The sequence below is a fragment of the Haemophilus sp. HMSC066D02 genome, assembly GCF_001810545.1.
Lineage (GTDB): Bacteria > Pseudomonadota > Gammaproteobacteria > Enterobacterales > Pasteurellaceae > Haemophilus_D.
Window position 1 is genome coordinate 258,608 of the sequence record NZ_KV801805.1, and the last position, 26,422, is coordinate 285,029.

At 35.5% G+C, this 26,422-nt stretch carries 27 protein-coding genes; 4 read left to right on the forward strand and 23 right to left on the reverse strand.

Features of this window, described 5'->3' with window-relative positions; genetic code table 11:
- Window positions 1-52 precede the first annotated feature (52 nt).
- From HMPREF2750_RS03905 to glyQ, 6 genes are read right to left on the reverse strand one after another with little or no spacing between them, the layout of a single operon-like run.
- Window positions 53-418 carry an endonuclease domain-containing protein gene (locus HMPREF2750_RS03905; protein ID WP_049364812.1) on the reverse strand — a complete coding sequence of 122 codons (366 nt, stop codon included), beginning with the start codon at window positions 416-418 and terminating at the stop codon, window positions 53-55.
- 5 nt (window positions 419-423) lie between these two features.
- Window positions 424-1,689 (reverse strand): histidine-type phosphatase, encoded by a 1,266-nt coding sequence (locus HMPREF2750_RS03910; protein WP_070582624.1) that lies wholly within the window; start codon window positions 1,687-1,689, stop codon window positions 424-426.
- A gap of 40 nt (window positions 1,690-1,729) precedes the next feature.
- Window positions 1,730-2,176, reverse strand: coding sequence for a hypothetical protein (locus HMPREF2750_RS03915; RefSeq protein ID WP_049384805.1), 447 nt, complete (start codon window positions 2,174-2,176; stop codon window positions 1,730-1,732).
- A gap of 4 nt (window positions 2,177-2,180) precedes the next feature.
- Window positions 2,181-2,438, reverse strand: a complete 258-nt coding sequence (locus tag HMPREF2750_RS03920; protein ID WP_049380690.1) for a hypothetical protein — start codon at window positions 2,436-2,438, stop codon at window positions 2,181-2,183.
- Window positions 2,438-3,088 carry an FABP family protein gene (locus tag HMPREF2750_RS03925; RefSeq protein ID WP_070582625.1) on the reverse strand — a complete coding sequence of 217 codons (651 nt, stop codon included), beginning with the start codon at window positions 3,086-3,088 and terminating at the stop codon, window positions 2,438-2,440. Before HMPREF2750_RS03925 ends, HMPREF2750_RS03920 begins: the two co-directional genes overlap by 1 nt.
- Before the next feature lie 53 nt (window positions 3,089-3,141).
- A complete protein-coding gene (glyQ, locus tag HMPREF2750_RS03930; protein ID WP_005695296.1) occupies window positions 3,142-4,050 on the reverse strand; it encodes a glycine--tRNA ligase subunit alpha in 909 nt (302 codons plus the stop codon).
- A 227-nt stretch (window positions 4,051-4,277) separates the two neighbouring features.
- Between glyQ and HMPREF2750_RS03935 the strand changes: the two genes are divergently transcribed.
- The 4 genes from HMPREF2750_RS03935 (at window position 4,278) to HMPREF2750_RS03950 (ending at window position 8,989) form a co-directional block, all read left to right on the forward strand.
- Window positions 4,278-6,200 carry a TonB-dependent receptor plug domain-containing protein gene (locus HMPREF2750_RS03935; RefSeq protein ID WP_070582626.1) on the forward strand — a complete coding sequence of 641 codons (1,923 nt, stop codon included), beginning with the start codon at window positions 4,278-4,280 and terminating at the stop codon, window positions 6,198-6,200.
- A 73-nt stretch (window positions 6,201-6,273) separates the two neighbouring features.
- Window positions 6,274-7,059 carry a substrate-binding domain-containing protein gene (locus HMPREF2750_RS03940; protein ID WP_070582627.1) on the forward strand — a complete coding sequence of 262 codons (786 nt, stop codon included), beginning with the start codon at window positions 6,274-6,276 and terminating at the stop codon, window positions 7,057-7,059.
- 228 nt (window positions 7,060-7,287) lie between these two features.
- Window positions 7,288-8,265, forward strand: a complete 978-nt coding sequence (locus HMPREF2750_RS03945) for a FecCD family ABC transporter permease (RefSeq protein WP_070582628.1) — start codon at window positions 7,288-7,290, stop codon at window positions 8,263-8,265.
- Window positions 8,258-8,989: an ABC transporter ATP-binding protein gene (locus HMPREF2750_RS03950; RefSeq protein WP_070582629.1), complete on the forward strand. Its 732-nt coding sequence runs from the start codon at window positions 8,258-8,260 to the stop codon at window positions 8,987-8,989. Before HMPREF2750_RS03945 ends, HMPREF2750_RS03950 begins: the two co-directional genes overlap by 8 nt.
- Before the next feature lie 48 nt (window positions 8,990-9,037).
- Here the strand turns inward: HMPREF2750_RS03950 and ndk are convergent, their stop codons facing one another.
- Genes ndk through HMPREF2750_RS04035 form a run of 17 tightly spaced genes read right to left on the reverse strand, consistent with a single transcriptional unit; the run spans window position 9,038 to window position 26,422 of the window.
- Window positions 9,038-9,457, reverse strand: coding sequence for a nucleoside-diphosphate kinase (ndk, locus tag HMPREF2750_RS03955; RefSeq protein WP_070582630.1), 420 nt, complete (start codon window positions 9,455-9,457; stop codon window positions 9,038-9,040).
- 10 nt (window positions 9,458-9,467) lie between these two features.
- A complete protein-coding gene (gene pepB / locus HMPREF2750_RS03960; RefSeq protein WP_070582631.1) occupies window positions 9,468-10,769 on the reverse strand; it encodes an aminopeptidase PepB in 1,302 nt (433 codons plus the stop codon).
- A gap of 18 nt (window positions 10,770-10,787) precedes the next feature.
- A complete protein-coding gene (gene rfbB / locus HMPREF2750_RS03965) occupies window positions 10,788-11,801 on the reverse strand; it encodes a dTDP-glucose 4,6-dehydratase (protein WP_070582632.1) in 1,014 nt (337 codons plus the stop codon).
- A 15-nt stretch (window positions 11,802-11,816) separates the two neighbouring features.
- Window positions 11,817-13,061 carry an O-antigen ligase family protein gene (locus HMPREF2750_RS03970; RefSeq protein WP_070582633.1) on the reverse strand — a complete coding sequence of 415 codons (1,245 nt, stop codon included), beginning with the start codon at window positions 13,059-13,061 and terminating at the stop codon, window positions 11,817-11,819.
- 5 nt (window positions 13,062-13,066) lie between these two features.
- A complete protein-coding gene (locus HMPREF2750_RS03975; RefSeq protein ID WP_070582635.1) occupies window positions 13,067-14,962 on the reverse strand; it encodes a nucleoside-diphosphate sugar epimerase/dehydratase in 1,896 nt (631 codons plus the stop codon).
- Window positions 14,963-14,999: 37 nt separating this feature from the next.
- The gene (locus HMPREF2750_RS03980; RefSeq protein WP_049372731.1) at window positions 15,000-15,587 is read right to left on the reverse strand and encodes a sugar transferase; all 588 of its coding nucleotides are present in this window, start codon (window positions 15,585-15,587) and stop codon (window positions 15,000-15,002) included.
- A 2-nt stretch (window positions 15,588-15,589) separates the two neighbouring features.
- Window positions 15,590-16,801 carry a DegT/DnrJ/EryC1/StrS family aminotransferase gene (locus HMPREF2750_RS03985; RefSeq protein ID WP_049372730.1) on the reverse strand — a complete coding sequence of 404 codons (1,212 nt, stop codon included), beginning with the start codon at window positions 16,799-16,801 and terminating at the stop codon, window positions 15,590-15,592.
- A gap of 13 nt (window positions 16,802-16,814) precedes the next feature.
- Window positions 16,815-17,630, reverse strand: coding sequence for a glycosyltransferase (locus HMPREF2750_RS03990; protein ID WP_070582636.1), 816 nt, complete (start codon window positions 17,628-17,630; stop codon window positions 16,815-16,817).
- 8 nt (window positions 17,631-17,638) lie between these two features.
- Window positions 17,639-18,610, reverse strand: coding sequence for a glycosyltransferase family 2 protein (locus HMPREF2750_RS03995; protein ID WP_070582638.1), 972 nt, complete (start codon window positions 18,608-18,610; stop codon window positions 17,639-17,641).
- A gap of 9 nt (window positions 18,611-18,619) precedes the next feature.
- The gene (locus HMPREF2750_RS04000) at window positions 18,620-19,693 is read right to left on the reverse strand and encodes an EpsG family protein (RefSeq protein WP_070582640.1); all 1,074 of its coding nucleotides are present in this window, start codon (window positions 19,691-19,693) and stop codon (window positions 18,620-18,622) included.
- Between the two features lie 13 nt (window positions 19,694-19,706).
- A complete protein-coding gene (locus tag HMPREF2750_RS04005; protein WP_070582641.1) occupies window positions 19,707-20,609 on the reverse strand; it encodes a glycosyltransferase family 52 in 903 nt (300 codons plus the stop codon).
- A 3-nt stretch (window positions 20,610-20,612) separates the two neighbouring features.
- On the reverse strand, window positions 20,613-21,806 hold the full coding sequence (locus tag HMPREF2750_RS04010; protein WP_070582642.1) for an oligosaccharide flippase family protein: 1,194 nt from the start codon (window positions 21,804-21,806) through the stop codon (window positions 20,613-20,615).
- 6 nt (window positions 21,807-21,812) lie between these two features.
- Window positions 21,813-22,313 carry a serine O-acetyltransferase gene (locus HMPREF2750_RS04015; protein ID WP_070582644.1) on the reverse strand — a complete coding sequence of 167 codons (501 nt, stop codon included), beginning with the start codon at window positions 22,311-22,313 and terminating at the stop codon, window positions 21,813-21,815.
- Window positions 22,313-23,482: a UDP-N-acetylglucosamine 2-epimerase gene (gene neuC / locus HMPREF2750_RS04020; RefSeq protein WP_070582646.1), complete on the reverse strand. Its 1,170-nt coding sequence runs from the start codon at window positions 23,480-23,482 to the stop codon at window positions 22,313-22,315. The genes HMPREF2750_RS04015 and neuC overlap by 1 nt, the downstream gene beginning before the upstream one ends.
- On the reverse strand, window positions 23,479-24,738 hold the full coding sequence (locus HMPREF2750_RS04025) for a cytidylyltransferase domain-containing protein (RefSeq protein WP_070582648.1): 1,260 nt from the start codon (window positions 24,736-24,738) through the stop codon (window positions 23,479-23,481). Before HMPREF2750_RS04025 ends, neuC begins: the two co-directional genes overlap by 4 nt.
- 14 nt (window positions 24,739-24,752) lie before the next feature.
- Window positions 24,753-25,790 carry an N-acetylneuraminate synthase gene (gene neuB, locus HMPREF2750_RS04030; RefSeq protein WP_070582650.1) on the reverse strand — a complete coding sequence of 346 codons (1,038 nt, stop codon included), beginning with the start codon at window positions 25,788-25,790 and terminating at the stop codon, window positions 24,753-24,755.
- A 2-nt stretch (window positions 25,791-25,792) separates the two neighbouring features.
- Window positions 25,793-26,422, reverse strand: a complete 630-nt coding sequence (locus HMPREF2750_RS04035; RefSeq protein WP_014064211.1) for an acetyltransferase — start codon at window positions 26,420-26,422, stop codon at window positions 25,793-25,795.

The window sequence follows — 26,422 nt, forward strand, 5'->3', positions numbered from 1 at the left end:
CTTTAGCAAAGAGGGGTAGGGGAGATTTGGCAGAGCTACTTAACGCTCATACTCAATCAGCCCTTACATTCTCTAAAAACAAATAAATCTGCTCTACTACCGCTTCAATTTCACGCATGACTTCATCATTGCTAAACCGCATCACCGTAAAACCAAGTGAATTTAATTCAGCATCTCGCAATGCATCTTTTTCCTGATAATCAGGTTCATAGTGCTGACTACCGTCTAATTCGATAATCAGCTTTGCTTTCGCACAATAAAAATCAACGATATAACTTAAAAGTGGCTTTTGTCGATTAAATCGAAATCCTAATAATTGATCTCGATTAATGCGTTGCCATAATTTTCTTTCCGCATCCGTTTGATCCACTCGCAGTTTCTGCGAATTCTCTTTTAAGTATTTTTCATAGGGTTGCATGAAAGCTACTTCTTGCCGTTCTCAATCCCTTCACTCAACACCTTTTGAAATTGCTCATAATCACAAAAGCCCTTTTCATCTTTTTCACAGCCTTTGAGGGTTAATGCTGTTTGGTTTGGTGGTGTCGCTAAACTTAATGGCGTAATATTGATCAGCTGTTCAGTGGTTTGATAAACATAATCCAACTTAAATTTAAGCTTCCCACTTGGTTTGTGCTTCCACACTTCAAATAGTAACTTGCCACCGATTGGGATATTTTCCAATGAATCATCCAACTCATAAGGCTCAACGCCCAGTGCTGCAAGCAGAGCGACGATATTAGAATCATGTCCAACCAATAAGTTAATTTTGTTCTCACTATTTAGCTGTTGCTGAATAAATGCCAATAACGGATATGAGGCATTTTGTGCCAACGCTTCGTTGTTTTTAAATAAAGTGCGGTAATATTCGTTTTTAATTTCGTTAATTGCACGCCATTTGTCTTGGCTATTCACACGACCGTTTGCAATTTCTGAATCAGGCTTACCCACATAATGCGCGAGTAATAATGCACTAACTATTTTCTTTCCTGTGCTGATAGAGCCAGTAATCTTGACCGACTTTCCGTCTTTAATGCTGTATTCACCGACTTTTCCACCTAAATCACACTCGCCTTTTTGCAAGCAGTTTGGTGAGTTTTTGTAATCGATAATTTCACTTAATAGCGCATAATTTGGCGCTAATTTTTGCTGTAAAGCGGTTAAATCTACATTATTTTTTGCTGATTCGATCAAAGCTTTACTTGGGTTATGGACTTTTGTAGTAAAAATTGGATCTTTTTCTGAACCAATTTCACCACGATGTTGTAATTGCACACTACATCCGGCAAAAGCACCTGCCACAATCGCTTGCCCCGTTGCAACTGTGCGTTGTACTGCATTCGCATAAGCGAAAATACCTTCACCCGATGCACAACGTTCAGTTGTTAATAACCCTTTATCTGCAAGCCATTGACCTAAATATTGGCCAAAATAGGTTTCTAATACCGTTCCTTTTGCCGTGAGATAACCTGATGGCACATCCCATTTTGCCCACGCATACGGTGAATATTTTGCCATCTCTTGTGGATCTTTTTCCACTGGCGAGCGTAATCCATGGCGGCTGAAAATTAAGACTTTCTCAAGTTCGTAATCTTCATTCTGTTTGTTTTGGCGATTTTCTGTTGCAAATACACCGCTTGCAAGCGTCAAACCAAGTAAAAGTGCGGTGAGTTTTAGGACTGTTTTTTTCATATTCGAGACTTAACCTAACTTTCTATTATGCCTTTAAGACCTAATCATTTAATGTTGAAATTGAGCTATAAAAATTCAAGGCATATTTGGTGCCGTAAACTAACACCATAAATACTGCAACAATATTGACTACCGCAAAAAAGATTAGTTGTTTACTGTTGCTCTCCACCCAGAGCATTTTAAATAATGCGAGCGTACCAATATTTTCATCAAGTTCGCTCTCTCCGCCTAGTGTTCTTAAGGTTTTCAGCATCTTGCGTACAAAAGCGACGGTATTTATTGCCATGACGCTGAGTGCAATAAATCCTGAAGCCAAACTTAAAAACAGCACGAGCACATTACTCCACGCCCAATGTGTCCAATTCAGCTCAGAATACATAAATAACGCGAGTGATAAAAACAACACAGCGGGTGTTAAATTTCGCAAAAACATTAAATAGTCATCACCAATTCTAAATAAAAATTGCAAAAAACTGACTTTCTTCATTACTTTAAAAAATCTCTTTTAATTTGGATTCATCTAAAATAACACGGTCATCATCTAACAATAATGCCGGAAAGCCCGCATAGCCTTGTGCTTTTGCATCATCAAATGCGGCATGACGATCACGCAAACGCAACCATTGTTTCAAGTTTGGAATGGAAGATAATACTTCCACTGCCTCATAATCCACGCCCAAGCGTTTTAACTCTGCCACAAATGGCGCAGTATCAGGGCAATCTGCTGCATAATAAAGGATAGGTTTCATTATTCACCTCCTTGTTCTGCTGCCGCAGTTGGATTTAATTTCGGGTCAGCAATTTTCGTTAAACGGTTACGATCGCGATGTTCAAATGGCGCATCATAATTCGGGATAATCATGGTTGTGGTTTGATCGTATGACCAAGAGCCATCATCATGGAATTTTACCGTCATTTCAAAACTTTCCGTGGTAAATGAACGCTCTAAGAACGGATTAGAAATAATACCGTTTGTTAGTGAACCACGTACTGCTTTTACCGTAAACTCTTTCGCATCAGCCGGTGCATTACCGACAGCAATAAACGTTTGGCCACGTGGAATGCTGCCTGTTAATAAAATATTGCCTGTTTCAGGTTCCCATAACCAATAACCCACTTGATCGTGGAACGTCTCCACTTCGCCTGGTTGTACAATATGGGTGTGATAGCGTAATCCATAATAGAGTTGCGGACCATTGGTTTGCGCATCCGTTGGATGGGCTTCGTAACGTTCGATATAAGGATCTTTTTCTGGCCCTTCTGCTTTTGGGTTGATATCCACACCGCGTTTACCTTCCCAAACACCCGCTAATTTTGCCAATGGGCCTAAATTCGCGAGTGTATTAGGATCAGTTTCTGCTTCAGTATAAATATCGTCTGGGTATTGAAAATCTTTCATCATTTTCTCCTTATATCGTTGTGTTAATGCTTAAAGTGCGGTCGTTTTTCGCCTTATTTTTTACAACCTGGGAAACCTAAGGCTTCACGGCTCGCATAGTACGCTTCCGCCACGCCTTTAGTTAATGCACGAATGCGTAAAATATAGCGTTGACGCTCTGTGACCGAAATCGCTTTACGTGCATCTAACAAGTTGAAGCTGTGTGCAGCTTTTAAAATGCGCTCGTAAGCCGGTAATGGTAACGGACGTTCTAATTCTAATAAGCTTTTTGCTTCTTTTTCGTATTGATCAAAGCAGTAGAATAAGAAATCAGTATCCGCGTATTCAAAGTTGTAAGTGGATTGCTCGACTTCGTTTTGATGGAACACATCACCGTAAGTGGTTTTGCCTAATGGGCCGTCAGACCAAACTAGGTCATACACAGAATCTACGCCTTGAATGTACATCGCTAAACGCTCTAAACCGTAGGTCACTTCACCTGTTACCGGTTTACATTCTAAACCACCCACTTGTTGGAAATAAGTAAATTGGGTCACTTCCATACCATTTAACCACACTTCCCAGCCTAAACCCCAAGCACCCAAAGTTGGGTTTTCCCAGTTATCTTCCACGAAACGAATATCGTTCTGTGTTGGATCGAAACCGAGCATTTCAAGTGAACCTAAATAGAGTTCTTGAATGTTATCTGGAGAAGGTTTAATTACCACTTGGAATTGGTAGTAATGTTGTAAGCGGTTTGGGTTTTCGCCATAACGACCATCGGTCGGACGACGTGAAGGTTGCACATAAGCAAATGCCATTGGCTCAGGGCCTAATGCGCGTAATGCAGTCATTGGGTGAGAAGTCCCTGCGCCCACTTCCATATCAAAAGGTTGAACAACGGTACAACCTTGATTTGCCCAATATTCTTGCAAGGCTAAAATCATGCCTTGGAATGTTTTTACGTTGAATTTTGTACTCATAATTTTTTTAATAACAATGTGATGAAAAATACAGGCATTATACTTGAAACTATAAGGCGGATAAAGGCGAAAAAGTGCGGTCAGAAAAATCCTTAAATTTTTTATTTCTCTTAAATTTCATTCATTTTGATGATGAGTTATTTTCATCATGAGAGATTTGCTTGCCAAGCCTCAAATGTGTAAACTGCTGGCGCTTTTATACAGACTTTTATCCTAGGGATTTTAAAATGAAAAAAAATGTGATTACTTCAGCGATTTTATTAGCAATTCCAGCATTAGCGGCGGCTGAAGACGTGGCAAAATTAGATGTGATTAACGTCTATTCTGCATCAGCAATACCAACTAGCTTTCATCAAACCGCCTCATCTGTTACTGTTTTAACTGAAAAAGATTTTGCACAACGTGGGGCAACTTATGTCAGCGACGTATTGAAAACTGTACCGAGTTTAGCCGTGAGTACTTCAGGCGGTCGTGGCACATTAACTAATGTATTCTTACGTGGTGCGGATGCAAACCACACAGCTGTGATTATTGATGGCGTGAAAGTGAACCCAGTTTCTGGCTACGGCTTTGATTTCGGTGGCTTAGCATTAAGCAATATTGACCGCATCGAAGTATTACGCGGCGAGCAATCCGCTCTTTGGGGAAGTGATGCGATGGGTGGTGTGATTTATATCACCACGAAGAAAGGCTTAGAAAAAGGTAAAACCTTCAACGTTGATTACGATTTCGGCACAGGCTCTAATCGTACAGTAGATGGTTCATTAACCCTTTCAGGCTCAAATAACGGTTTCTATTACGCTTTACACGGTGATAGCCACCACACCAAAGGCATTTCGGCACTCAGCAAAAACCGCTTTAACTACACCGCGCAAGATGGTACAGCGGTCAGAACAGGTGGCTCAAGCGAACGCGATAAATTCCACCGTGATAACGCTTCTCTTCGTTTTGGCTATGACGATAACCAAAAAGGTTTTGATTTCTTAACCTCTCACAGCAGCCAAACTGCTAACTTTGATAACAGTGCAACGGATGAAAAAGGCCACTACACTCGCACACGTGATACCTTATTCAAATTAAGCGGTTTCTTAGGTAATGATGATCAATTGCTTAAACATAAGGTTGGTGTAAGCCATCTCAAAACTGACAGCGATACCGTTGGCTATACATCGGCTTACGATGCGAAAAAACTCAACGCAAACTATCAATTAGATGTCAATTTCGATCGTGAAGGCACTCTCACACAAGGTTTAAGCTTCTTAACTGACTATCAAAAAACCGATTTCAACTCGTCTTATTTCAACAATGCGGGTAATAAAAAACTTGTTGAGAAAAGCTTAGCAGCAGAATATCGCTTACTGCACGATGCAGATCATAGTTTAAATATTAGTGGTCGTTACACTGACAGCTCTGAATATGAAAACTCATGGACGGGCCGTATTGCAGGCGCTTACCGTTTACACAATAACGTGAAAGCACACGCAAGTTTAGGTTCGGCGATTCAAAACCCTACAATCACGGAATACTACGGTTACAACGCGCGCTATATCGGCAACCCGAATTTACAACCAGAGAAAAGTTTAGGTGGCGATGTTGGTTTCTTATTTGAAACCAATGATGGTCGTCACAGCTTTGATGTGACTTATTTCGCTCGCAACGTGAAAAACGCGATTAGCAGCGAAGTCATCAACTTCACTACCTATGCAAGCCGTGCAGTGAACCTTGAAGGTAAGAGCAAAGTGAAAGGTGTTGAAGTGGCTTACAACGGTAAAATCACCGATGCATTAACTGCTTATGCGAACTACACTTACACCCAAACTCGAGATAGCAAAGGCGCTGAATTGGCACGTCGTCCAAAACATTTAGCGAACGCGGGCTTAGCATACCAAATCACTGAAAAATTGGGTGCAGATGTAAATGTATCTTACACAGGCAAACGCATGGATACCTACTACTCACCAACTTACAGCACACATAAAGTGAAATTGCCATCTTACACCTTGGCAAACTTAGGCGTGAACTATAAAGTAGCGGATAGCTTGACGATTTATGCGAACCTTAACAACGTATTTAATAAAAAATACGAAAACGTACTGGGCTATGGCCAAGAAGGACGTAATGTTTACGTTGGGTTGAAAGGATCGTTCTAATTATTACTCACTAACAAGGGCGTGCTTAGCACGCCTTTTTACATTCTTGATGGCGTAGCGTATCATTATCTATATGCAAAAAACTCGCTTAATTTTAACCGCACTTTTCCTTCCGTTTACCGCTCAGGCTTCGGAACAATTTGTCTCGCTCACGCTTTGCAGCGACAGATTACTTATTGAACTGGCTGAGCCTTCACAAATTGCTGCACAGTCACCTTATTCAAAAAATCCGTTGATGATGTTGGATAAAATTAATACCGACAAACCTGTACTAGAACCGCAATTAACGGAATTATTGCCCTATTTGGATAAAACGATTCTGATTAACGAAACCTTTTATCCACAATTAGTCGCGGAGCTGAAAAAACTCGGTGTGAAGATTATCCCGATTAACGACAGTCCACAAACGCCTGATGAATTATTTACGCTGATTCTAGACTTAGGCAAGCAACTGGGTAATGACCAAAAGGCGGCAGATTTAGTAACAAAACTCAAATCGCAAAACTTTCACTTAAATCGACCGCTTACTGATACACTGATTTTGTCAGAAACTGGTGTGGTAGAAAGTTATTATCCGCAATATCCCGTGCTGTTAAGTTTACTCGGATTAACACCGTTAAAAAAACCACTTACCGCACAAAATTTCTCGTTAGAAAAAGTGATTTTAAGCCAACCGAATGTGCTCATTTCACTGACTGATAAACAAGGTTACAATGCACAAGCCGAATTACTGCACCACCCTATGTTGCAAGATTTTTTCAAAAACCAACCGCTTGTCAGCATCCCGATGAAATATACCTATTGTTTCGATCATGGCGTGTGGCAAGGGGCGGAGAAGATTTATGAGCAGTTAAAATAATGTAGCTGACAAATCTCCCCTAACCCCTCTTTGCTAAAGAGGGGGATTTCATTATTAAATTAACCCTAGATGGCATATTTATATGTCTTTATGTATAAATGATTAGAATAAAACATCAGAATTATAAATCCCGACACTATAATCCCCCTCTTTAGCAAAGAGGGGTTAGGGGAGATTTGACAAAATCAAATTAACAAATGATATTTGAATTACATAGGAAATTGATCATTGACCAAAACACTCAAATTAAATACCGCACTTTTCTTCGCGTTGCTGTTGATTAGCGGGTTTGCGATTTATCATCAGCTAGGCGATTTTGCCCATCTCAAAAATGCGGATGGCGTGCTCACCGATATGCGCTCAATTGTGCTGTGGGATATTCGTTTTCCACGCATTGGTTTAGCTTTATTGACTGGCGCTAGCCTAGCGATTGCCGGCAATGCGATGCAAGGTATTTTTCAAAATCCATTAGCGAGTCCGGGCTTACTTGGCAGTAGCTCTGGTGCTACGGCTGCTAGTGTATTTATCCTTTATTATTTTGCCGTGCCATTTTCACTGCTCTTAGCCGGTGGTGTGATTGGTGCGCTTTTAAGTTTTTTCATCGTGTATTTGATCGCCAAAAACTACGGTACCACGATGATGATTCTAAGCGGCTTAGCCGTCAATATGTTGCTTGGTTCAGCGATTGCATTATTGCTTTCCAACGCGGAAAGCCCATGGGCATTAGCTGAACTTTATCGTTGGCTACAAGGATCATTGATGTGGGCGAAATTAGATACCCTGCTTATTTCACTCCCTATTGTTCTGGTAGGGATTTTCTGCTTATACCACACTCGCCGATACTTAGATTTACTCACCTTTGGGGAAGAAACGGCGAGCACCATGGGCGTAGATCCCAAACGTAGCTTTTTCATCAGTACCTTTGGTGTGGCTTTATTAGTTGGGGCGACCATTCCTCAAACCGGTACCATTGGTTTTATCGGTTTAATCGCACCACACTTCGCCCGTATTTTATTAAAAGCTCGCCCATCACAGCTTTACCTTACCAGCGCATTAATTGGAGCATTATTGCTGTTACTAGCCGATTTAGCGATTTTATACATACCGCTGTTCTCACATATTTACATCGGCACGTTAACTGCGCTTATCGGTGCCCCTTGCTTGATTTGGATGTTATTAACGCAACAGAGAAAAATCTATGATTAGAATTGAAAAACTCACCCAATCCTATTGCTTAAATGACATCAACTGTACGCTTCCATCAGGTAAATTGATCGGCATCATGGGTGCCAATGGTGCGGGAAAATCTACCTTATTAAAAACCATTGCGGGTATCTTGCCTCTCAAACAAGGGGAAATTTGGTTTGATAATCAGCCATTAAGCAAAATGAATGCAACTGAAAAAAGCCAACACATTGCTTACCTTGCACAAAATACGCAAATTCATTGGGATTTATCCGTTTATGATGTGATTGCATTAGGTTTAGCTACGCCCTTATCAAAAGAAAAAGAGCGGTCAAAAATTCAAGCGTTTTCAGAAAAATTTGCGGTAACGCATTTACTCAATAAGCCATTTCAACAACTTTCTGGTGGCGAAAAAGCACGCGTACAACTCACTCGTTGCTGTATTAAAGAATCCCCTGTTTTATTGGTCGATGAGCCGATTGCACCACTCGACCCTTATTATCAAATTGATATGATGGAACAGCTTAAATCACTCACACCACAACACACATGCATCGTCGCAATTCATCACCTTTCATTGGCTTATCAATTTTGTGATGAAATTATTCTATTAGAACAAGGCAAATTGTTAGCTGTCGGTGAAACGAAAGCTGTATTAAATTCGGAAAATTTGGCGAAAGCCTTTCATATTCGGGCTGAAATTGATCCTCTGGAAAAGACTATCTCAAAAATTGAAAAGCAATAAAATAAAAGCACTTAGCGATTCACTAAGTGCTTTTTTTATAGAAATGAATTACGGTTGAATTTCTGAATCTACAAAGAAATAAGCAATTTCTCGTTTTGCGCTTTCAACGCTATCAGAACCATGAACAGAGTTTTCACGCTGATTTAACGCAAAGTCTTTACGGATAGTACCTTCTGCCGCCTCCGCCGGATTCGTTGCGCCAATCAAAGTGCGGTAATCTTTCACGGCATTTTCTTTTTCCAATACAGAAACCACTATCGGGCCAGAGAGCATATACTCCACCAACGGGTCAAAAAATGGTTTACCTTGATGTTCTGCATAGAAACCTTCGGCTTGTTCTTTGGTTAATTGCACCATTTTAAGGGCAACGACACGAAATCCTTGTGATTCAAAACGCCCTAAAATAGCACCAATTAAATTACGCTTTACTGCATCGGGTTTGATAATTGAAAAAGTACGTTCTGTCATAAAATCCTACTTAACTTGCTTTCGTTACTAATAAATTTGCTAAAGTTTTCACACCGATTCCGGTTGCACCAACCGCCCATAAATCACTACCTGATTTACGATAGGTGGCCGAACAATCAATATGCAACCAACGTTGTTGATAGTTCTTCACAAAATACGATAAAAATGCCGTTGCAGTACTTGCGCCCGCGACAACCGGTGCTGTACCTGTATTTGCAATATCCGCAAAAGAAGAAGTGATTTGGCTACGATGGAACGCTTCAAAAGGCAAACGCCAGAATGGTTCATTTTCTTCTTTGGCGGCTTGGAATAAGCTATTTACTAACGCATCATCCATAGAAAGTACACTGTGGTAATCATTACCGACTGCTACTTTCGCCGCACCAGTTAAGGTTGCACAATCGACAATAAATTGTGGATTTTGGCTATCGGCCTCAATTAAACCGTCTGCTAATACTAAACGCCCTTCCGCATCAGTATTTAAAATTTCCGCGGTTACACCATTTTTATATGTGATGATATCCCCTAATTTAAACGCATTTCCGCTCACCAAGTTTTCTGCACAGCATAGATAGAGTTTTACACGTTGATTTAAACCGTGCGCAATCGCAAATCCTAGCGCGCCTGTTAATAACGCAGCGCCGCCCATATCGGTACGCATAGTACTCATGCCATCACTTGGTTTGATGCTATAACCACCACTGTCAAAAGTAATACCTTTACCCACTAAACAGGCTAATACGGGCGCATTTGGATCATTAGTCGGGTTAAAATCTAATTGCAACATGGCTGGCGGATTAATAGACCCGCGACCCACAGTAAAGATCCCGTGGTAACCTTGCTCTTTTAATGCTTCACCAGAAATGATTTGAAAACTGACCGCACTTTTATCGGCATAATTTTCGGCTTGTTTAGAAATAAACTCTGCCGCGCGTTCGGCTAATTTAACTGGGGTAAGGGTTTGTGCCGGTTCATTAATAATGCCACGCACAAAATCACCACATTCAATACGAGCTAATAATTCATCTTGTGGCTCGTCATCTAAATGAGGAAACTCAATCGAATAATCTTGCTTCGCGGTATAAAAACCTTGATAAAATGCCCAGCAATTTTCTAATTCCCATGCATCACCCACAAGCTCAACGTCTTTAATGCCTTGTCCACATAACTTACGTGCGGCTTTTTGCACTAAAACAAGGTTCGATTTTTCATTATCTTTAAGATGAATAACGGCTTGATCTTGATTAAAACTTAAAATGGCATTTTTGCCCCAACTCTCCGAAGCGGGAGTAGTTGATAATGTAATTTGCATGTGGTTGTTATCCTTTATTTATCTATTATTCTCTAGGTACCATTTTACCGCCTGACAAAGTCCTTGTTCAAAGGTTATTTGTGGTTGCCAACCTAATTCTGCATGAATTTTAGAACAATCCAATGAATATCGCACATCGTGACCAGGTCGGTCTTTTACAAAGGTTATTAAATCTTCGTAATACTTAATGTGATTAGGCTTATTTGGCGCAAGTTCTTCGAGTAATTGGCAAATTGTTTTAACCACTTCAAGGTTTGTTTTTTCACAATTTCCACCGATATTATAGTTTTCTCCGATTCGACCTTTTGTTAAAACTAAATATAAAGCTTGAACATGATCTTCCACAAATAACCAATCACGAATTTGCTGCCCATCACCATAAATTGGCAAAGGCTTTCCCATCACTGCATTTGAAATCATTAAAGGGATAAGCTTTTCAGCATGCTGATAAGCCCCATAGTTATTGGAACTGTTTGTGATAATCACCGGCAAATCATAAGTGCGATGCCAAGCGTACACCAAATGGTCACTCGCTGCTTTTGAGGCGGAATAAGGACTACTCGGATGATAAGGAGAATATTCAGTAAAGGCGGGAGCAGAAAGGGATAAATCCCCATACACTTCATCTGTAGAAATATGGTGGAATCGAAAGATCGTTTTTTTAGCTTCGTCTAAGGTATGCCAATAATTCTTAGCAACCTCTAACAACGTATAAGTACCAACAATATTGGTTTGAATAAAATCAGCCGCTCCCGAAATAGAACGATCAACATGACTTTCTGCCGCCAAATGCATCACTGCATCAGGCTGATATTTTTCAAAAATACTCTCTGTCGCCTTAAGATCACAAATATCAATTTGCTCAAAAGCATAGCGAGGATTATTTTCTACCTCTTTCAAAGCTGATTGATTTGCCGCATAGGTCAGTTTATCAATATTGATCACATAATCTTGAGTATGGTTAATGATATATCGAATAAGGGCGGAACCGATGAAGCCGGAACCGCCGGTGATGAGGATTCTTTTACTCATAAGAAGAAGCTCTATTTATTCAGATGTAGTGGTACTTTCATTAACCATGAAAGCATAAAATAAAAATAGAACAAAGAAGTAAAAGATATTTCCTGAATTATGCGCAAGAAATGACTGACTCATACAATAAATAATCATTGATAGTACATGGACAATACCTAATATCGAAATAAATTTTATTCTTTTATTCAACTGTCCAACTGCGTTTCTGTAGAACAGGTATAGAGGAATAATAAAAATACTCAATATGGCAATGCCTCCTACTATCCCTTTCTTTGCCAATTCATCTATAAATTGATTATGTAAATGTGAAAACGAAATTGACGCCTTAGTTACAACATCTTTATCAGCTAAATCTTTTTTATAATAATCTAATTCTTTTAAACTCCACCCAGAAACTGGGTGTTCTAAAAAAGCTTTTGAACCAATCTTCCACATATCTAAACGTTCACCGACAGAGCTTACTTTATTATAACTAGATAAATAGACATCTAATTGATATTTTGCATCAGAAATTCTCCCAGTAAATTGATTATTCATCATCAATAATGCTCCACCAAAACACAAAATCAGCGAAAGTCCTATTAATACCTTTCTTGATAATAAATATCTATATAAAAAAAGAAGGGTTATTACTATGAATGGAGCACTAATCCATCCTCCACGAGCAAATGAAAGGATGCTAGCCAAAACGCCGAATATACCACAACCAACTGAAAATAAAGCCAACTTACTTTTCTTTACGTCTAAAAAATAAAAAGCAACACTAAAACTAAATAAGCCTAATGACATCGCCATATCCCCTGACTGGATCTTCATTTGGTAATAGAAAGCACTTTCCAAGTTTAAAATATAATACTGATAGAGAGCTACTACACCTGAAATAAAGGCCCCTAAAGGAATACTATAGAGTAATACATCAAATTTAACCGAACTATAAACTACAAAAATAATTACAGAAAGAAATAAAAACGCTCTCAATGGATTATCAATGAGATTAATTTTTTCCCCATGGAAGAAAATAAAGAAAAGCGAAACTAAAAAATAAAAAGTAGTCACCACAAAAATAGCTTTATTCTGCTTCACTATTGCTAAGAAACTTACTCTCTTATATAGTAAATAACACAAAAATAATACACTTAAAACTAATAAGGCCGTCGAACCGTAGTTATATCCTTTAGGGAACATCAAAAGTAAAGTAAAAAATAAAAATATAGATGCATTAATAAATAACTTAGGGAAAATTCCTATATTATGCATAAATCTCAATCCTTATATAATACATCTACAATTTCTGTAGTCGGGTTAAAGCCTGTAGGAGCATTTAGCAATGCTTGACGAATAGCCATATAATTGGCATCTTTGCAAGAATTCTCTAATTCAGACAACACTTCAGATAATTGTTCAAATGGTAAATAAACCTCCTCAGCAGTCATAATACGGGGATGGGTTGTTTTACGAACATTATCTCCACCAATTAACAACTCTTCATACAACTTCTCTCCTGGTCGCAACCCAGTATAAGTAATCTCAACATCACCTTTCGGGTTGGTTTCATCCTTAACTGAGAGCCCTGATAACTGAACTAAGTTTTTAGCTAAATCTACTATTTTAACTGGTTCACCCATATCTAAAATGAAAACATCACCACCTTTTGCCATTGCTCCAGCCTGAATAACAAGCTGAGCCGCTTCAGGAATAGTCATGAAATAGCGAATAATATCAGGATGTGTAATAGTAATAGGGCCACCTTTTAGAATTTGCTTTCTAAACAATGGAATAACTGAACCAGATGAGCCGAGTACATTACCAAAACGAACCATACTGAAACAAGTTTGGTAGTCTTTTAATTGCTCTGATAATGCCTGCAAACACAGCTCAGCCATACGCTTACTTGCCCCCATTACATTTGTCGGACGAACTGCTTTATCTGTTGAAATGAGCACAAACGATTTAACATTATGTTCTGCTGCACATCTTGCAACATTATATGTACCAAACACATTATTTTGCACGCCCTCAATCATATTATACTCAACCAAAGGAACGTGCTTATATGCTGCCGCATGATAAATAGTATCGACACTAAAATGAGATAAAACACGATCTAGACGTTCAATATCCTGTACATTTCCTAAAACAGGATAAATTTTAGTGTTTGTAATATTATTTTTCTTAACAATCTCTAATAACTCCTGATGGATGGCATAAAGAGAAAATTCTGAAAGTTCAAATAAAATTAAAATATTTGGCTCATTTAAAATAATTTGACGGCATAGCTCAGATCCTATTGAACCACCTGCTCCAGTTACCATTACAGCTTTATGAAAAATATTTTTTTGCAATAAATCTTTATTTGGTAATACTGGTTCTCGTCCTAATAAATCCTCAATGTGAACTTCTCGTAACTCATCAATTTTTGCATTCCCTTGTAAGATATCTTCCATGTCAGGAATAGTTTGAACCTTAATTTTTAGAGGAATTAAACTATCAATTATTGCCTTACGCTCGCTACGTGATGCACTAGGAATCGCTAACAAAATAACTTTAATATTATATTTTTGAACAAGTTTTGAAATATCATTTGGCGAAAATATTTTATTCCCTAAAAGATAACTTCCATGTAGCTTAGCATTATCATCAATAAATCCGCGAATGCGATAGCGATAAGCATGTTTAAGTAACACTGCTAGTTGACGCCCTGTTGTACCAGCACCGTAAATCAAGACAGATTCATTATCTTTATCTAAAATTAAACTAACATAATAGCGAACCAACATCCTTGCACTACCACATAGCAAGAACACATAGGAAAAATAAATAATAGGTACAGTTCTAGGTATATCCGAACCGATAAAGAAAGAAAAGAAAATAAGGCTAACCGCTGAAACGAAAGCGCCTCCAGCTACCATTGCTAAAGCCTTAAAAGAAATGTAACGCAAGACTGCACGATAAAGCCCTAATTTAATAAACGTAAAAAGAGTTATCGCAATTGTGCATAATAGAGTTGTCCAAATTTCTGTATCATCAAATGCAACTATTCCACCTAATCGAGTCCAATAAGCTAGAAAAAATGCAGATATTAATAAGACAACATCAATAAAAAGACTAATTACTCTCTTTTTAGTTCTCGACATTCCAAATACTAGAGAATAAATCATACAAATATCCTTAAGTTAGTAAAATTGGTTAAACAATCTACCTAACAATCTTCAACAATGTTAGAAAGATTATTTTAAAGTATTCTGATACATTTTTATTCTGAATGTACTTCATATTATATTTAATCTTCTCAGGCATGATCTCTTCAATATAAGTCTTTTCAGGATCATTAGACTTCCCTAAAATTTCATTTTCATCCATATACTCAATAGAAGCATAATCAGTAATCCCCGGCTTTACAGAAAGTACTTTTTGTTGTTCATCAGTATAAAGCTCAACATATTTTCTTACTTCTGGACGAGGACCAACTAAACTCATATCTCCAACAAGTACATTAATCAGCTGTGGTAACTCGTCAAGTTTATACTTACGAATAAAATAACCTGAACGGGTAATTCTAGGATCTCGACCACCTACAGTGATTAACCCTTTTTTATCAGCATCAACCACCATTGATCGAAACTTAAACAGACCAAAATCGATACCATTCTGTCCAACTCGAACTTGCTTATAAAAGACAGGACCTTTTGAATCTGTCTTAATCCAAATGGCTAATACAATGAAAATAGGGGCTAGAACAACTAGCCCAACTAAACTTAAAATAAAATCAAAAAAACGAATCACTTTTACTTAACCTTATTATAGGCACTCACAACCGTATCAATTACAAATTTCACCTGCTCATCTGTTAATTGAGGATAGATAGGAAGAGAAATCTCACACTTATAGTTATTATATGCTTGCGGGTAATCTTCAATTTTATACCCTAGGTTCTTAAATAAAGTAAGCATTGGCATTGGGATAAAGTGAACATTTACAGCCACTTCACTCTTCGCTATTTCATCAATCATCGCATCTCGTTGCGCTTCAGTAAAATCTTTAATACGTAAAGCATATAAGTGATATGAAGTTTCTTTTTCACCTTGTTTTGATGGTGGTAAAATTGCCCAATCATATTGTTTAAATGCTTCGCCATAAGTATCAAAAACACGTTTACGCTCTTTCAATAAATCTTCATAAATACGAATTTGTGCTAAGCCGATAGCAGCATTCACATCTGCCATATTAATTTTCATACCTAGACCAGTAATATCGTATCGCCAACCACCAGCTTTACTCTTAGAGAAAGCATCTTTAGTTTGACAGTTTAATGCCATTTGGCGAAGTTCACTATAGAGCTTAGCATTATCAAAAGGTGCAGGTAAGTTAATACAAATTGCACCACCTTCAGCTGTGGTAACATTTTTTACAGCATGCAATGAGAAAATAGCAATATCAGTTTCACTTCCTGTTCTCATACCCTTTTTGTACCAAGCACCTAAAGAGTGTGCTGCATCATTCAATACTAAAATACGGCCAAGTTTTTCTTGATTCTCGCTTTCAGCCTTAAAGAGTGGTCGAATTTCTGAAGATTTTACCAAATCCATAATTTCGTCATAATCGCAAGGGAACCCAGCAATATCAACAGGCATAATAGCTTTCGTTCTTGGTGTAATTGCTTTTTTAATCGCATCTAAAGAAATATTAAAATCTTCTGAAGTATCTACCATTACTGGCTTAGCTCCCGCATGCAATACTGCTAAAGCTGTTGCACTATAAGTATAAGCAGGCACAATTACCTCATCGCCTTCTTTTACGCCAAACCAACGAAGCATCATAATCGCTGCAGAAGTCCAAGAGTTTACACAAAGCACTTCTTTGGCCCCAGAGAATTGTTTAATTTCTTCTTCTAAAGCTTTAACTTTAGGTCCTGTGGTAATCCAGCCTGAACGTAAAGAATCTACAACTTCATTGATTACATCTTCATTAACATATGGGGGGGAAAATGGAATTTTCATGTTTTTATCCTTTCTATCTAAATAATTTATATAATAATTTTTTCACAAAACTTGGAGAAATAGACATCAAAAAATAAGCAATTGCGTAGATATCTGCTTTAATACCATAATTTAAATCTCTATTTATATGAAATAGGCGGAATTTTAGTAGCCCAATTGTTTTTTTCCAATTTGCTCTGCGCTTATAAAAGTCGGAACTCCGTCTGAATTTCAATCCAATATAATCAATATTTGCCAATCTGCAGTTATTTAAGAATGCTTGATACCACAATAAAGTATCTTCCGCTAAAGCAACTTCCTTACTATACCTTCCCGCTTTATCAAAAAAAGCCTTCCTGAACATAGCTGTTGGATGAGCTATCGGATCTCGTTTTTCAAAAAATTGATATAACTCGTCATGAAGAAGAGGATATTCTACTTTATCATTGATAACACTATCATTTTCATCAATTTCACAAATCCAGCAACCAACCGCATCAACATCTACATGCTGTTGTAAGAACTCAAGCTGTACTTTAAAACGGTCTCTTTCAGCTATATCATCCGTATCCATTCTAGCAATAAAATTCCCCTTAGCAACCTTCAACCCTTCATTTAATGCTAAAGCAAGCCCCATATTTTTAGGTAATGGAACAGATACTAACTTAGTTCCTATTTTTTCTTTCCAGTAATTAATTGCTGAATACAAATGATCTGATAAGACACCATCTTCAACCAAAATAATTTCATCGGGTCTTAAAGTTTGGTCAGTCCATATACTTTCCATGGTTTTATGGAAATATTCTGCCTTCTCTTTATAATAAATAGACATCAAAACTGAAAGATTCATATTACACCCTATGTCGATTTATACAACTTAACTAAAATACTTAATAAAAGACTAGATAATCTAAACCCCATATATGTTAAACAAAAGTAAATAATTCTTTTCTTTATATTCCTCGTATTCTTAGAATACTTAGAAAGCCATTTATATTTACTTAACATACGTTTAACATTAGGATTTTTTAAAAATGGCATCACATAAGGAATAACTTCCAAATAATAATGTGATAAATACAAATAATCAGCATCCCTGATCTTCTTTGAACCTGAAAGCACATTTTCTATATTTAAAAATAGATCTTCCAAATTTTTCATTTTAAGCTTATAACTAATACTTCCTTCCCTATTTTGTCTATACATATAAACTCCTTTATTATAAATATAATAAGAGGCTATATGCTGTGAAAGCTCAAAACACCACTTCACATCTTCTGATGTCATATTTAAGGGAAATGAAATATTATTAATAGCTACAATATCCCTTCTTATACATTTATTACATGCAGATGGATACCATATCCCATTATCAATCAACAAATATAAGTCGTCAGAAAATTTATTTGAACTGGAAGATACTTCAGATAAGTCAAACTCATACTCCTTAATTCTATCCTTGCCATAATAATAAGAGTAAGGGAAAATTATCGTATCTGGTGAATTAGTTTCAATTATACAATTAAGATTTTCCAAGAAATCATCATCTCGCCAAAAATCATCACCATCTAAAAATAATAAGTAATCACCTTCTGCTTGATTTATCCCGACATTCCTTGCACTAGAGAGACCACCATTTTCCTTATTAACTAATTTTATACATGTATTTTTTTTGCACAATTCTTGACAATGCTCAAATGTAGCATCGGTAGAACCATCATTCACCAAGATAATTTCATAATCCCTAAAAGATTGCTTTAAAATACTATCTATACAACTAACGATATAATCCTGCACATTATAAGCAGGGACAATTACAGAAAATCTCATAAGTTATACTCAATTTAAAATACTAATATATGGTGAAATTCTTTTATTAGCATGATTTCCAAAACTATCATAAATATCTTTTGAAAATAAAATAAAAGAAAACAAAAAATAAACCAAAACAATTAACTTCCTAACTTTAATCTTAGAAAAGTATATAAGCTCAACAGATAATAAAAGAGAAATACTAAGAGCTGACAACACTCTATTAAAGATATAAAATTTCATAGAGACAGCGAATGCAATACAAACAAGTACATTAGAAAGCAATACAAAATTATATTTATCACTCTCAAAAAGTTTATTTCTAAAGAACAATATAGGAAGCATTATAAAATATTGGAATATAACCCCTATTCCACTACCAAAATCTGCCTCTTTAGCATACTCATCTATAAAAAAATATGCTTCATACTTTGTACCAGAAAAATAATCAGGACTAATCAACAAACCAAACAAATCAAACCTTAACACAGCAAGGAATATTAATATAAATAACAACATAAAAGTCTTATTTAAATGAAAATTTCGTACAAAAAATAATGGAGCAAAAATTAATGAAACATTATGAAAAGAAGATGCTAGCCCGATTAAAAAAAAGAATTTAATAGTTAACTTGTCATATAGGAGAAGTATACAAGAATATAAAACTATAGACATAGCGACACTCTGCCTAACTATATTTAGACTATCCAAATAGAAAATAAGAATATAAAAAGTCAAAAATAAAGAAGGTTTTCTTACCTTTATAAGGGAAAGGTATAAGAATAAACACTGAATAAACGCCATAGTCAAAAAAATAAACTGCACATGCAGATCTAAAGAATTATATAATTTATTCAAATAGTAAAAACCGATCTCCAAAGGCCACTGTGAATGGTAATAATCTAGATTTTTATATATATATACATAATTCTCATAGTCTGCACCTGTATTTTCTCTTAATCCAGAAATTAAAAACAAAGGAATAAGAGAAAATAATACCAATATGTGTTTAGCAATTCTATTGCTACAATTCTCAGAGGCAAAAATAAATATAACACTACTGGCAAACATTAAATAGTATATAAAAAATGTTTCTAACATAGATTAGCCAAACCTATAATTTCTCAATTAGAATATCAAACTTTCTCATCAATTCCGATTCTTTTTCAAATCCTTCCACTTGAATAGACACCGGATGAATTCTATTTTCACCTAATATATTTATAATCGCTGAACTATATATAGTATATACATATATCTCTTTATAATTATTTAATTCATTAGATATGATATCTTCAAAAATTAAATCTGAATTATAATACTTAACTCCATCGACAACAAAGCTCTCTTTGGGGTGAGGGAGGTAATAATCAATATTATATTTATCTATTATTTTCTTAAACAAATCTACATTCTTAGCATCATCATTATACAATCTTTGCCCTAAACATATTTTTAATACACCGCTAAGAACATTACCACCACTATTATTAAAATTAAATATAGAAATTCTTTTTGTATTTTTTATGATATTATCCATATCATATATAGTATAATGTAAAGACGATATATCTTTTAATGTATTAATATCATGATCGATCATAAAGATAAACTTAATAAACTTAAGCTTCCAGCTTTCATTATTTTGATAAAGCATACTGTTTTTCAAAATATTAGCAGTTCCATCATCAAATGTTATTAGCTCATTAAATTTAAGAGATGAAATAATTGATTGAATCAATATATTTTCTATATTTGCAACGAAGATCTTATCAAATTTTTTATTAAATAATTTAATCTTGTAATACAAAATAAGGAATACTAACTTTATTGAACTTTTACAATAAATCTTATTTAAAATATGACATAAAACACCAAATAAATTAAAATATCTATCCACTTTCTCGGAAAAATGATTAGAAAATAATATTCCGTAAAATTTCTCATCTTCATAGTTTTTAACTATCTCTTTTGCTAAAAGAGTTTGTAAAGGGGTTGTGCATATAATTAAATTCATATTTTATTTAACTCTCGATGTCATGACATATAAAAAAGGAAGTATAATACCCGCTCCTAATATGCTAGCAAAGGGGACATATTCAACCCCAAATTGCATAAAGATCGACAACCCTCCTAAATACAGTATTGTAGAAAGGATTGAGCATAATGATATCCATTTATTCTTTCCGTAAAAGAAAAGGTAATTTACTAAAATTAGATAAGGTACCGAGAACATTGTGGCAATAAGGAACATAATAATATAGTACTTTGTTCCCCAAAACTGTTCTCCTAAAACAAAAATCACAAATTCCTCTGGAATTGCCCACATAATAATAGAAGGAATAGGAATTAAAAGTAACGAAAGCAATGTTAGTTGGTGTACTTTCTGTAAAGTAATCTTCTTTTGTTTTAATGCTTCATAAAAATAAGGTATTGCAGCCTTATTTATTGCTTGAATAATGACTGCAAGCACCAACGCAATTTGAGCCCCCATAGCATAAAGACCTAATTCAGATTCAGTAAATTTATTATAAATAAATACTCGATCTAATTGACCTTTTATAAACATGCTGATCTGATGAAAAGCTAAGGGAATACCAAATCCTAGAAAATATAGAAAACCTTTTTGATACTCTGCTATATTAAAAGACTTTCTTCTATGCTCCCTAAAATAGGAAAAATAAACCAATATAAATATTATTAAGTTACCTAAGAATAGTGCAAGAAATCTCTTGCCAACAAGATCACTGTGAGAGAACTCCAAAAATAATACCGTTAATAATGTTGTCAACAATGCACTTCCAATTTGAATTAAAGTATACGAGATTACCTTTTTCTGACACTGTTTTATACATAATTGAACTGTTAAGAAAGTTTGGAAAATTGAGGTCAGAATTAAGTATGCTAAAATTTCAGAATGAAAAAAATAGCAAAATAACAACCCTATGGAACCTACAAGTAAAGCATAAGCATATCCTGAAAATAAGATCAAATTTATAGATCGCTTTCCATAGAAATAAAAGTACCTTGTAACAGCTCCTTCTTGACTGAAACTAATAATAATAATAAGTAAAGATAGTATTGTTTGATAATAGGATAATTCCCCAAAGCCGTTTACACCTAATTTTCTAGACAAATAAGGTAACAGTAAAAATGGGAAAATTTTAGCAACTATCTCACCTATTAAGTAAATAACACTATCTTTTAAGATCATAAATTATCATTTATAAATGAATGTATTAAAACCAACAACTGTTGTGTCATCAGGAACATTTTTTGTAACTACAGCATTAGCGCCTATTATGCAATTTTTACCAATAGTAACATCACCTAAAACCTTTGCCCCACATCCTATAATAGTATCTTGACCAACAATTTGCTGACACGGGATACCTCTTTTTTCTTTTTCGTCAAATCTTAATGCACCGAAAGTAACATTCTGATGGATAATAACTCCATCAGCTAAGACAGCTCCACCACCAATGACAATTCCTGTAGGATGTCGAAAAACAACATTACCTAATTTACAACTAGGTGTAATATCACAAGCAAACTTACGAAATATCCTTTTATGCAATAAAAAGACCAATAGGCTATTAATTTTACAAAGAAATTTACTATCTTTATATCTTTCTATATTTTGATTAAAACGTTGCATTAATCTTATTAAAAAGATCAACTCCTCACTTAATGACCTTAAAAAAAATCTATACAATTTCATTACTTATTCTCTAAATCATAAAACCGCTTCGGTTTATTTCCACTCTCACTAGCTAAAAATGCTTTAATCAACCCATAAGCCTTTTCCGCTGAATTATCTTGATAATATGGATTGACCATTGTAGGCAAGCGTTTTTGGAAATCATCAGATAATAAATGTTGAATCCCTTGTTCAATAGATTGTCGGTTACTTTCTACATCAATAACTGATTCGCCGCGAACGCGTCCTTCTTGCCTTTTCCCAATATTTACTGTCCCTACTTGTAAAGAAGGCGCTTCTAACAAACCTGATGAACTATTACCTATTAACCCTTTTGAATACTTAATTAAAGCTAAATATTCCTCCGGTTTTACCGATGTGAAAAATGCAAATCGATTTTCATCTGTATAACTTTTTACTTTGGTAAATATAACATCGGAATGTGTGTCAGAATTAGATCCAATAAACACAAATTGATAATCTGACTTAAAGGAATCTAATGCTAAAAGAAGCTGATCAACTTGCTCTTCTACAGATTGCCCAGTAATAGTTTCAGGATGAAATGCAACCATAAAATACGGTTTATTTTGCAAATTTAACTTAGAAAACAACCGCTCTTTTGATGGCAATTCTAAACTTAGTCCATTTTCAGCCCCAAGAGAGCCAATGGTATGCACACTTTCAGGAAGTTCGCCAAGCTGAATCACTCGCTTACGATATACTTCTGTCGCTGTGAGATGCAGTTTTGCCATTTTTGTAATACAGTGGCGAATAAACTCATCATAATTTCCTAATGTTTGCTCGCCACCATGCAAATGAATTAATGGAATGTTATGCATTGCAGCAGCCGTTGCTACAGAAAGTATTTCATAACGATCACCTAATACCATTACTGCATCATAATGATTTTTCTGGAAATGTTTACCAAAGAGATCGAGGGTTTCAGCCATTGAAGTTAAAATTGTTTGGTTATTTTGGCTATCAAGTTTTACTGCTATTCTCTCAGCAATATTAAACCCATCTTGCTCAATCACATCTACGGTATTTCCATATTGAGGAGCAAGGTGCATAGCGGTTACAATCAATGAAAAATCCAACCCATTGTCTTCTTGTAATCGTCTTAGTAAGCGCTTAACAATACCGTATTCAGCACGAGAGCCTGTTACATAGGCAATTCTTTTTTTAGTCATAGCTCTGATCTGATAATATCTTCCAATAACTGATAGCCTTGTTCATTCAAATGTAAGCCATCATTAGTGTAATTTAAGTTTAATTTGCCATAGTGATCACTAAATTTGCTATCTAGAGCAATCCATCTTGCAGATTTAAGATTTTCTTTTAGAAATGCGTTAAGTTCTCTAATCACTGCATTATTACGATCAATCCTTAAGGCCACAGGGGTAATTTCTAAGAAATAAAGCTGAATGTTATTATTGATTGCTTTTAGTTTTTCAATAACTTGCTGAATGTCTGATAAAATTTGCTCTTTTGTCCAATCAGCATACACGATATCATTAGTTCCAAACATCAAAATAGCTTTATTACCTAAAGATTTAATCAATCCTTGATCTAGAATCAAATCAATATATTGTTTAGTAGTAATCCCCGAAATAGCTAAATTATTAACAGCTTGGTTGTTAACTTCTTCAATATTCCAATAATCTAAAATTGAGTGACCAATTAAGCTGATTTCTTTTGTTTGATTAAAATTATCTTTCTTAGCAGATATTGTTTTTTTGATGGTTTCTAATAGGATTTTATCTTTATTACGTTGTTGAAGAATAAAATAGAAATATTCGAAATCAAGACGATCATCTATATCAACTGAAACCTCTTTAGCCATAAAATACGCAACACACTTCTCTCCATAGAAGTGTTTTTGCTCTAAATAAGCCTGAGGTTTTGCAGAAAAAATTGCCCCATTTGGTGAGTACTCTGGATGATATTGCTGGCGAGCATAATTAGAATAATCTAATTTAAAGTTTTTTAAACTCTCATCTTCATCAATTGGACGGGTTAATGTTGTTGGTTTATGCGCATCAGATACCGAAACTAAAAAATCAAATTTAGCAAAATGTGCTTCAAATTTTTTATTCGCTTCTTGAATATGTTGAGCAGTTCTTAATGGTGAAGTCGGTTGCAGCAATACAAAATAATCATAATCAACATGGCTATATCGATTCAATACATCTTCAATTACGACAAAAGAACTTGCTTTATCTGAGGATAGCTCGGCAGAACGTTTGATAAATTCAATCGGATAATGAGCAAGTAAATCAATATATTCTTGAGAATCTGTACTTACGATAACCTTTTCAAACTCTCCACTTTCCAATGCTGCCTCAATACTATAGGCCATTAGTGGTTTACCATTTGCAAATAAAACATTTTTATTAGGTAACCCTTTTGAGCCTGCTCTCGCTGTAATAATTGCAATTTTCTTCATAATTTTAACCGCTCTTATTCTTGATTTGAGAAACGACTATCTTGAATTAATTGATCTTCTTCAAAATCCATTTCCGCATCTTTGCCTAAAATATCATACCAACACATCGGACTAATACCATTTCCTGGACGTTTAGTGGTCAAATTCTCAGTCGTATAGGTTTCGCCTTTTTTAATTGGGCGAGCTGCAATAATGGATTTACGAGCCACAATTTTGTTTTTAGCTTCAGAAGCAGTAACAATTTTCTCAGAAGAACCTAATGATTTTTCGACTGCGCGAATTCCTTCGCAAAGCAATTTCAATTCCTCTGGTGTCACAGATGCTTTATGATCTGGACCTTCAAAATTTTTGTCTAAAGTAAAATGTTTTTCAATGAAAGTAATACCATACGGCACAGCTGCAAGCCCTGCAAAATAACCTACAGAATGATCTGAAAAACCCAAATTATAATCAGAGAATAATGTTTTTAACTGATAAAACGCATTTAAATTTACATCTTCATAAGGGGTTGGGTATTCGGTATTACAGTGAAGAATAGTAATCTCTTCTTTCTTCATACCATTTTTTTCTAATATAGATAAAGCATCTTTGATCTCTTCAATAGTCGCCATTCCTGTTGAAATTACCACGCTTTTTCCTTCAATCGGCAAACTAGCTATTTTCTCTAAGTAAGGTAAGTTAGTTAGTTCGCCAGATGGAATCTTCCATACTTTTTGCTTTTCACTAGCAAGAAAATCAATGGACTCCATATCAAATGGCGTAGAAAACACTTCTAACTCTAAAGAACGCGCATAAGCTTCTAATTTACGAAACTCATCATAAGAAAGCTCTAGTTTACGAGTCATTTCAAGCTGACTATCTGCAGTACCTGTAGTTACTTTTTGGTATTCCGCTTTCGGAGCATATTTTGAAATCAGTTTATCTGCTTTAAATGTTTGAAATTTAACTGCATCAACACCACATTCCTTTGCAACATCTATCATTTTCTTTGCTAACTCAGGATTTCCATTATGATTACAACCAATTTCTGCAACAATAAATACTTGACTCATTTTTATTCTACTTCCTTAATAAATTTTGCTGGAACACCAGCAACAATAGTACGAGGTTTTACGTTACGAATTACAACTGCACCTGCACCAACTACAGCACTTTCCCCAATTCTCAATTGGCCAGTGATCACCGATGAGCTTCCAATAAAACAATAATCTTCAATTATAACATCACCATTTAATGTACTATTTGTAGAAATATTACTGTGATCACCAATACAACAACCATGCTCAATTAATGACTTAGTATTGATAATGACATTATCTCCAATAGTAACACCGCTATTTACTATGGCCATTTTCCCTACAAAAACCCCTCTACCTAGAGAAGAGTTGTTAGATACGACCGCTGTTTTATCAATGATGTTAATAACGTCACATTGATATTTCATAAGCTTTAAATATTTATCTAGGCGATAAGTGTTATTTCCTATACTTATAAAAAAACTGTAATGTTCCCTTTCTTGGAAATCATCAATCGTTTTAGCAAGAATTGGATAACCTAAATGACTCGTTCCTTCTGGTTTAAAATTATCAATGAACCCACAAAATTCATATCTTGATAAATCTAAAGAATCTAGTACAGACTTCGCATAGCCACCTGCGCCAATAAAAACTACTTTCTTTTTCAT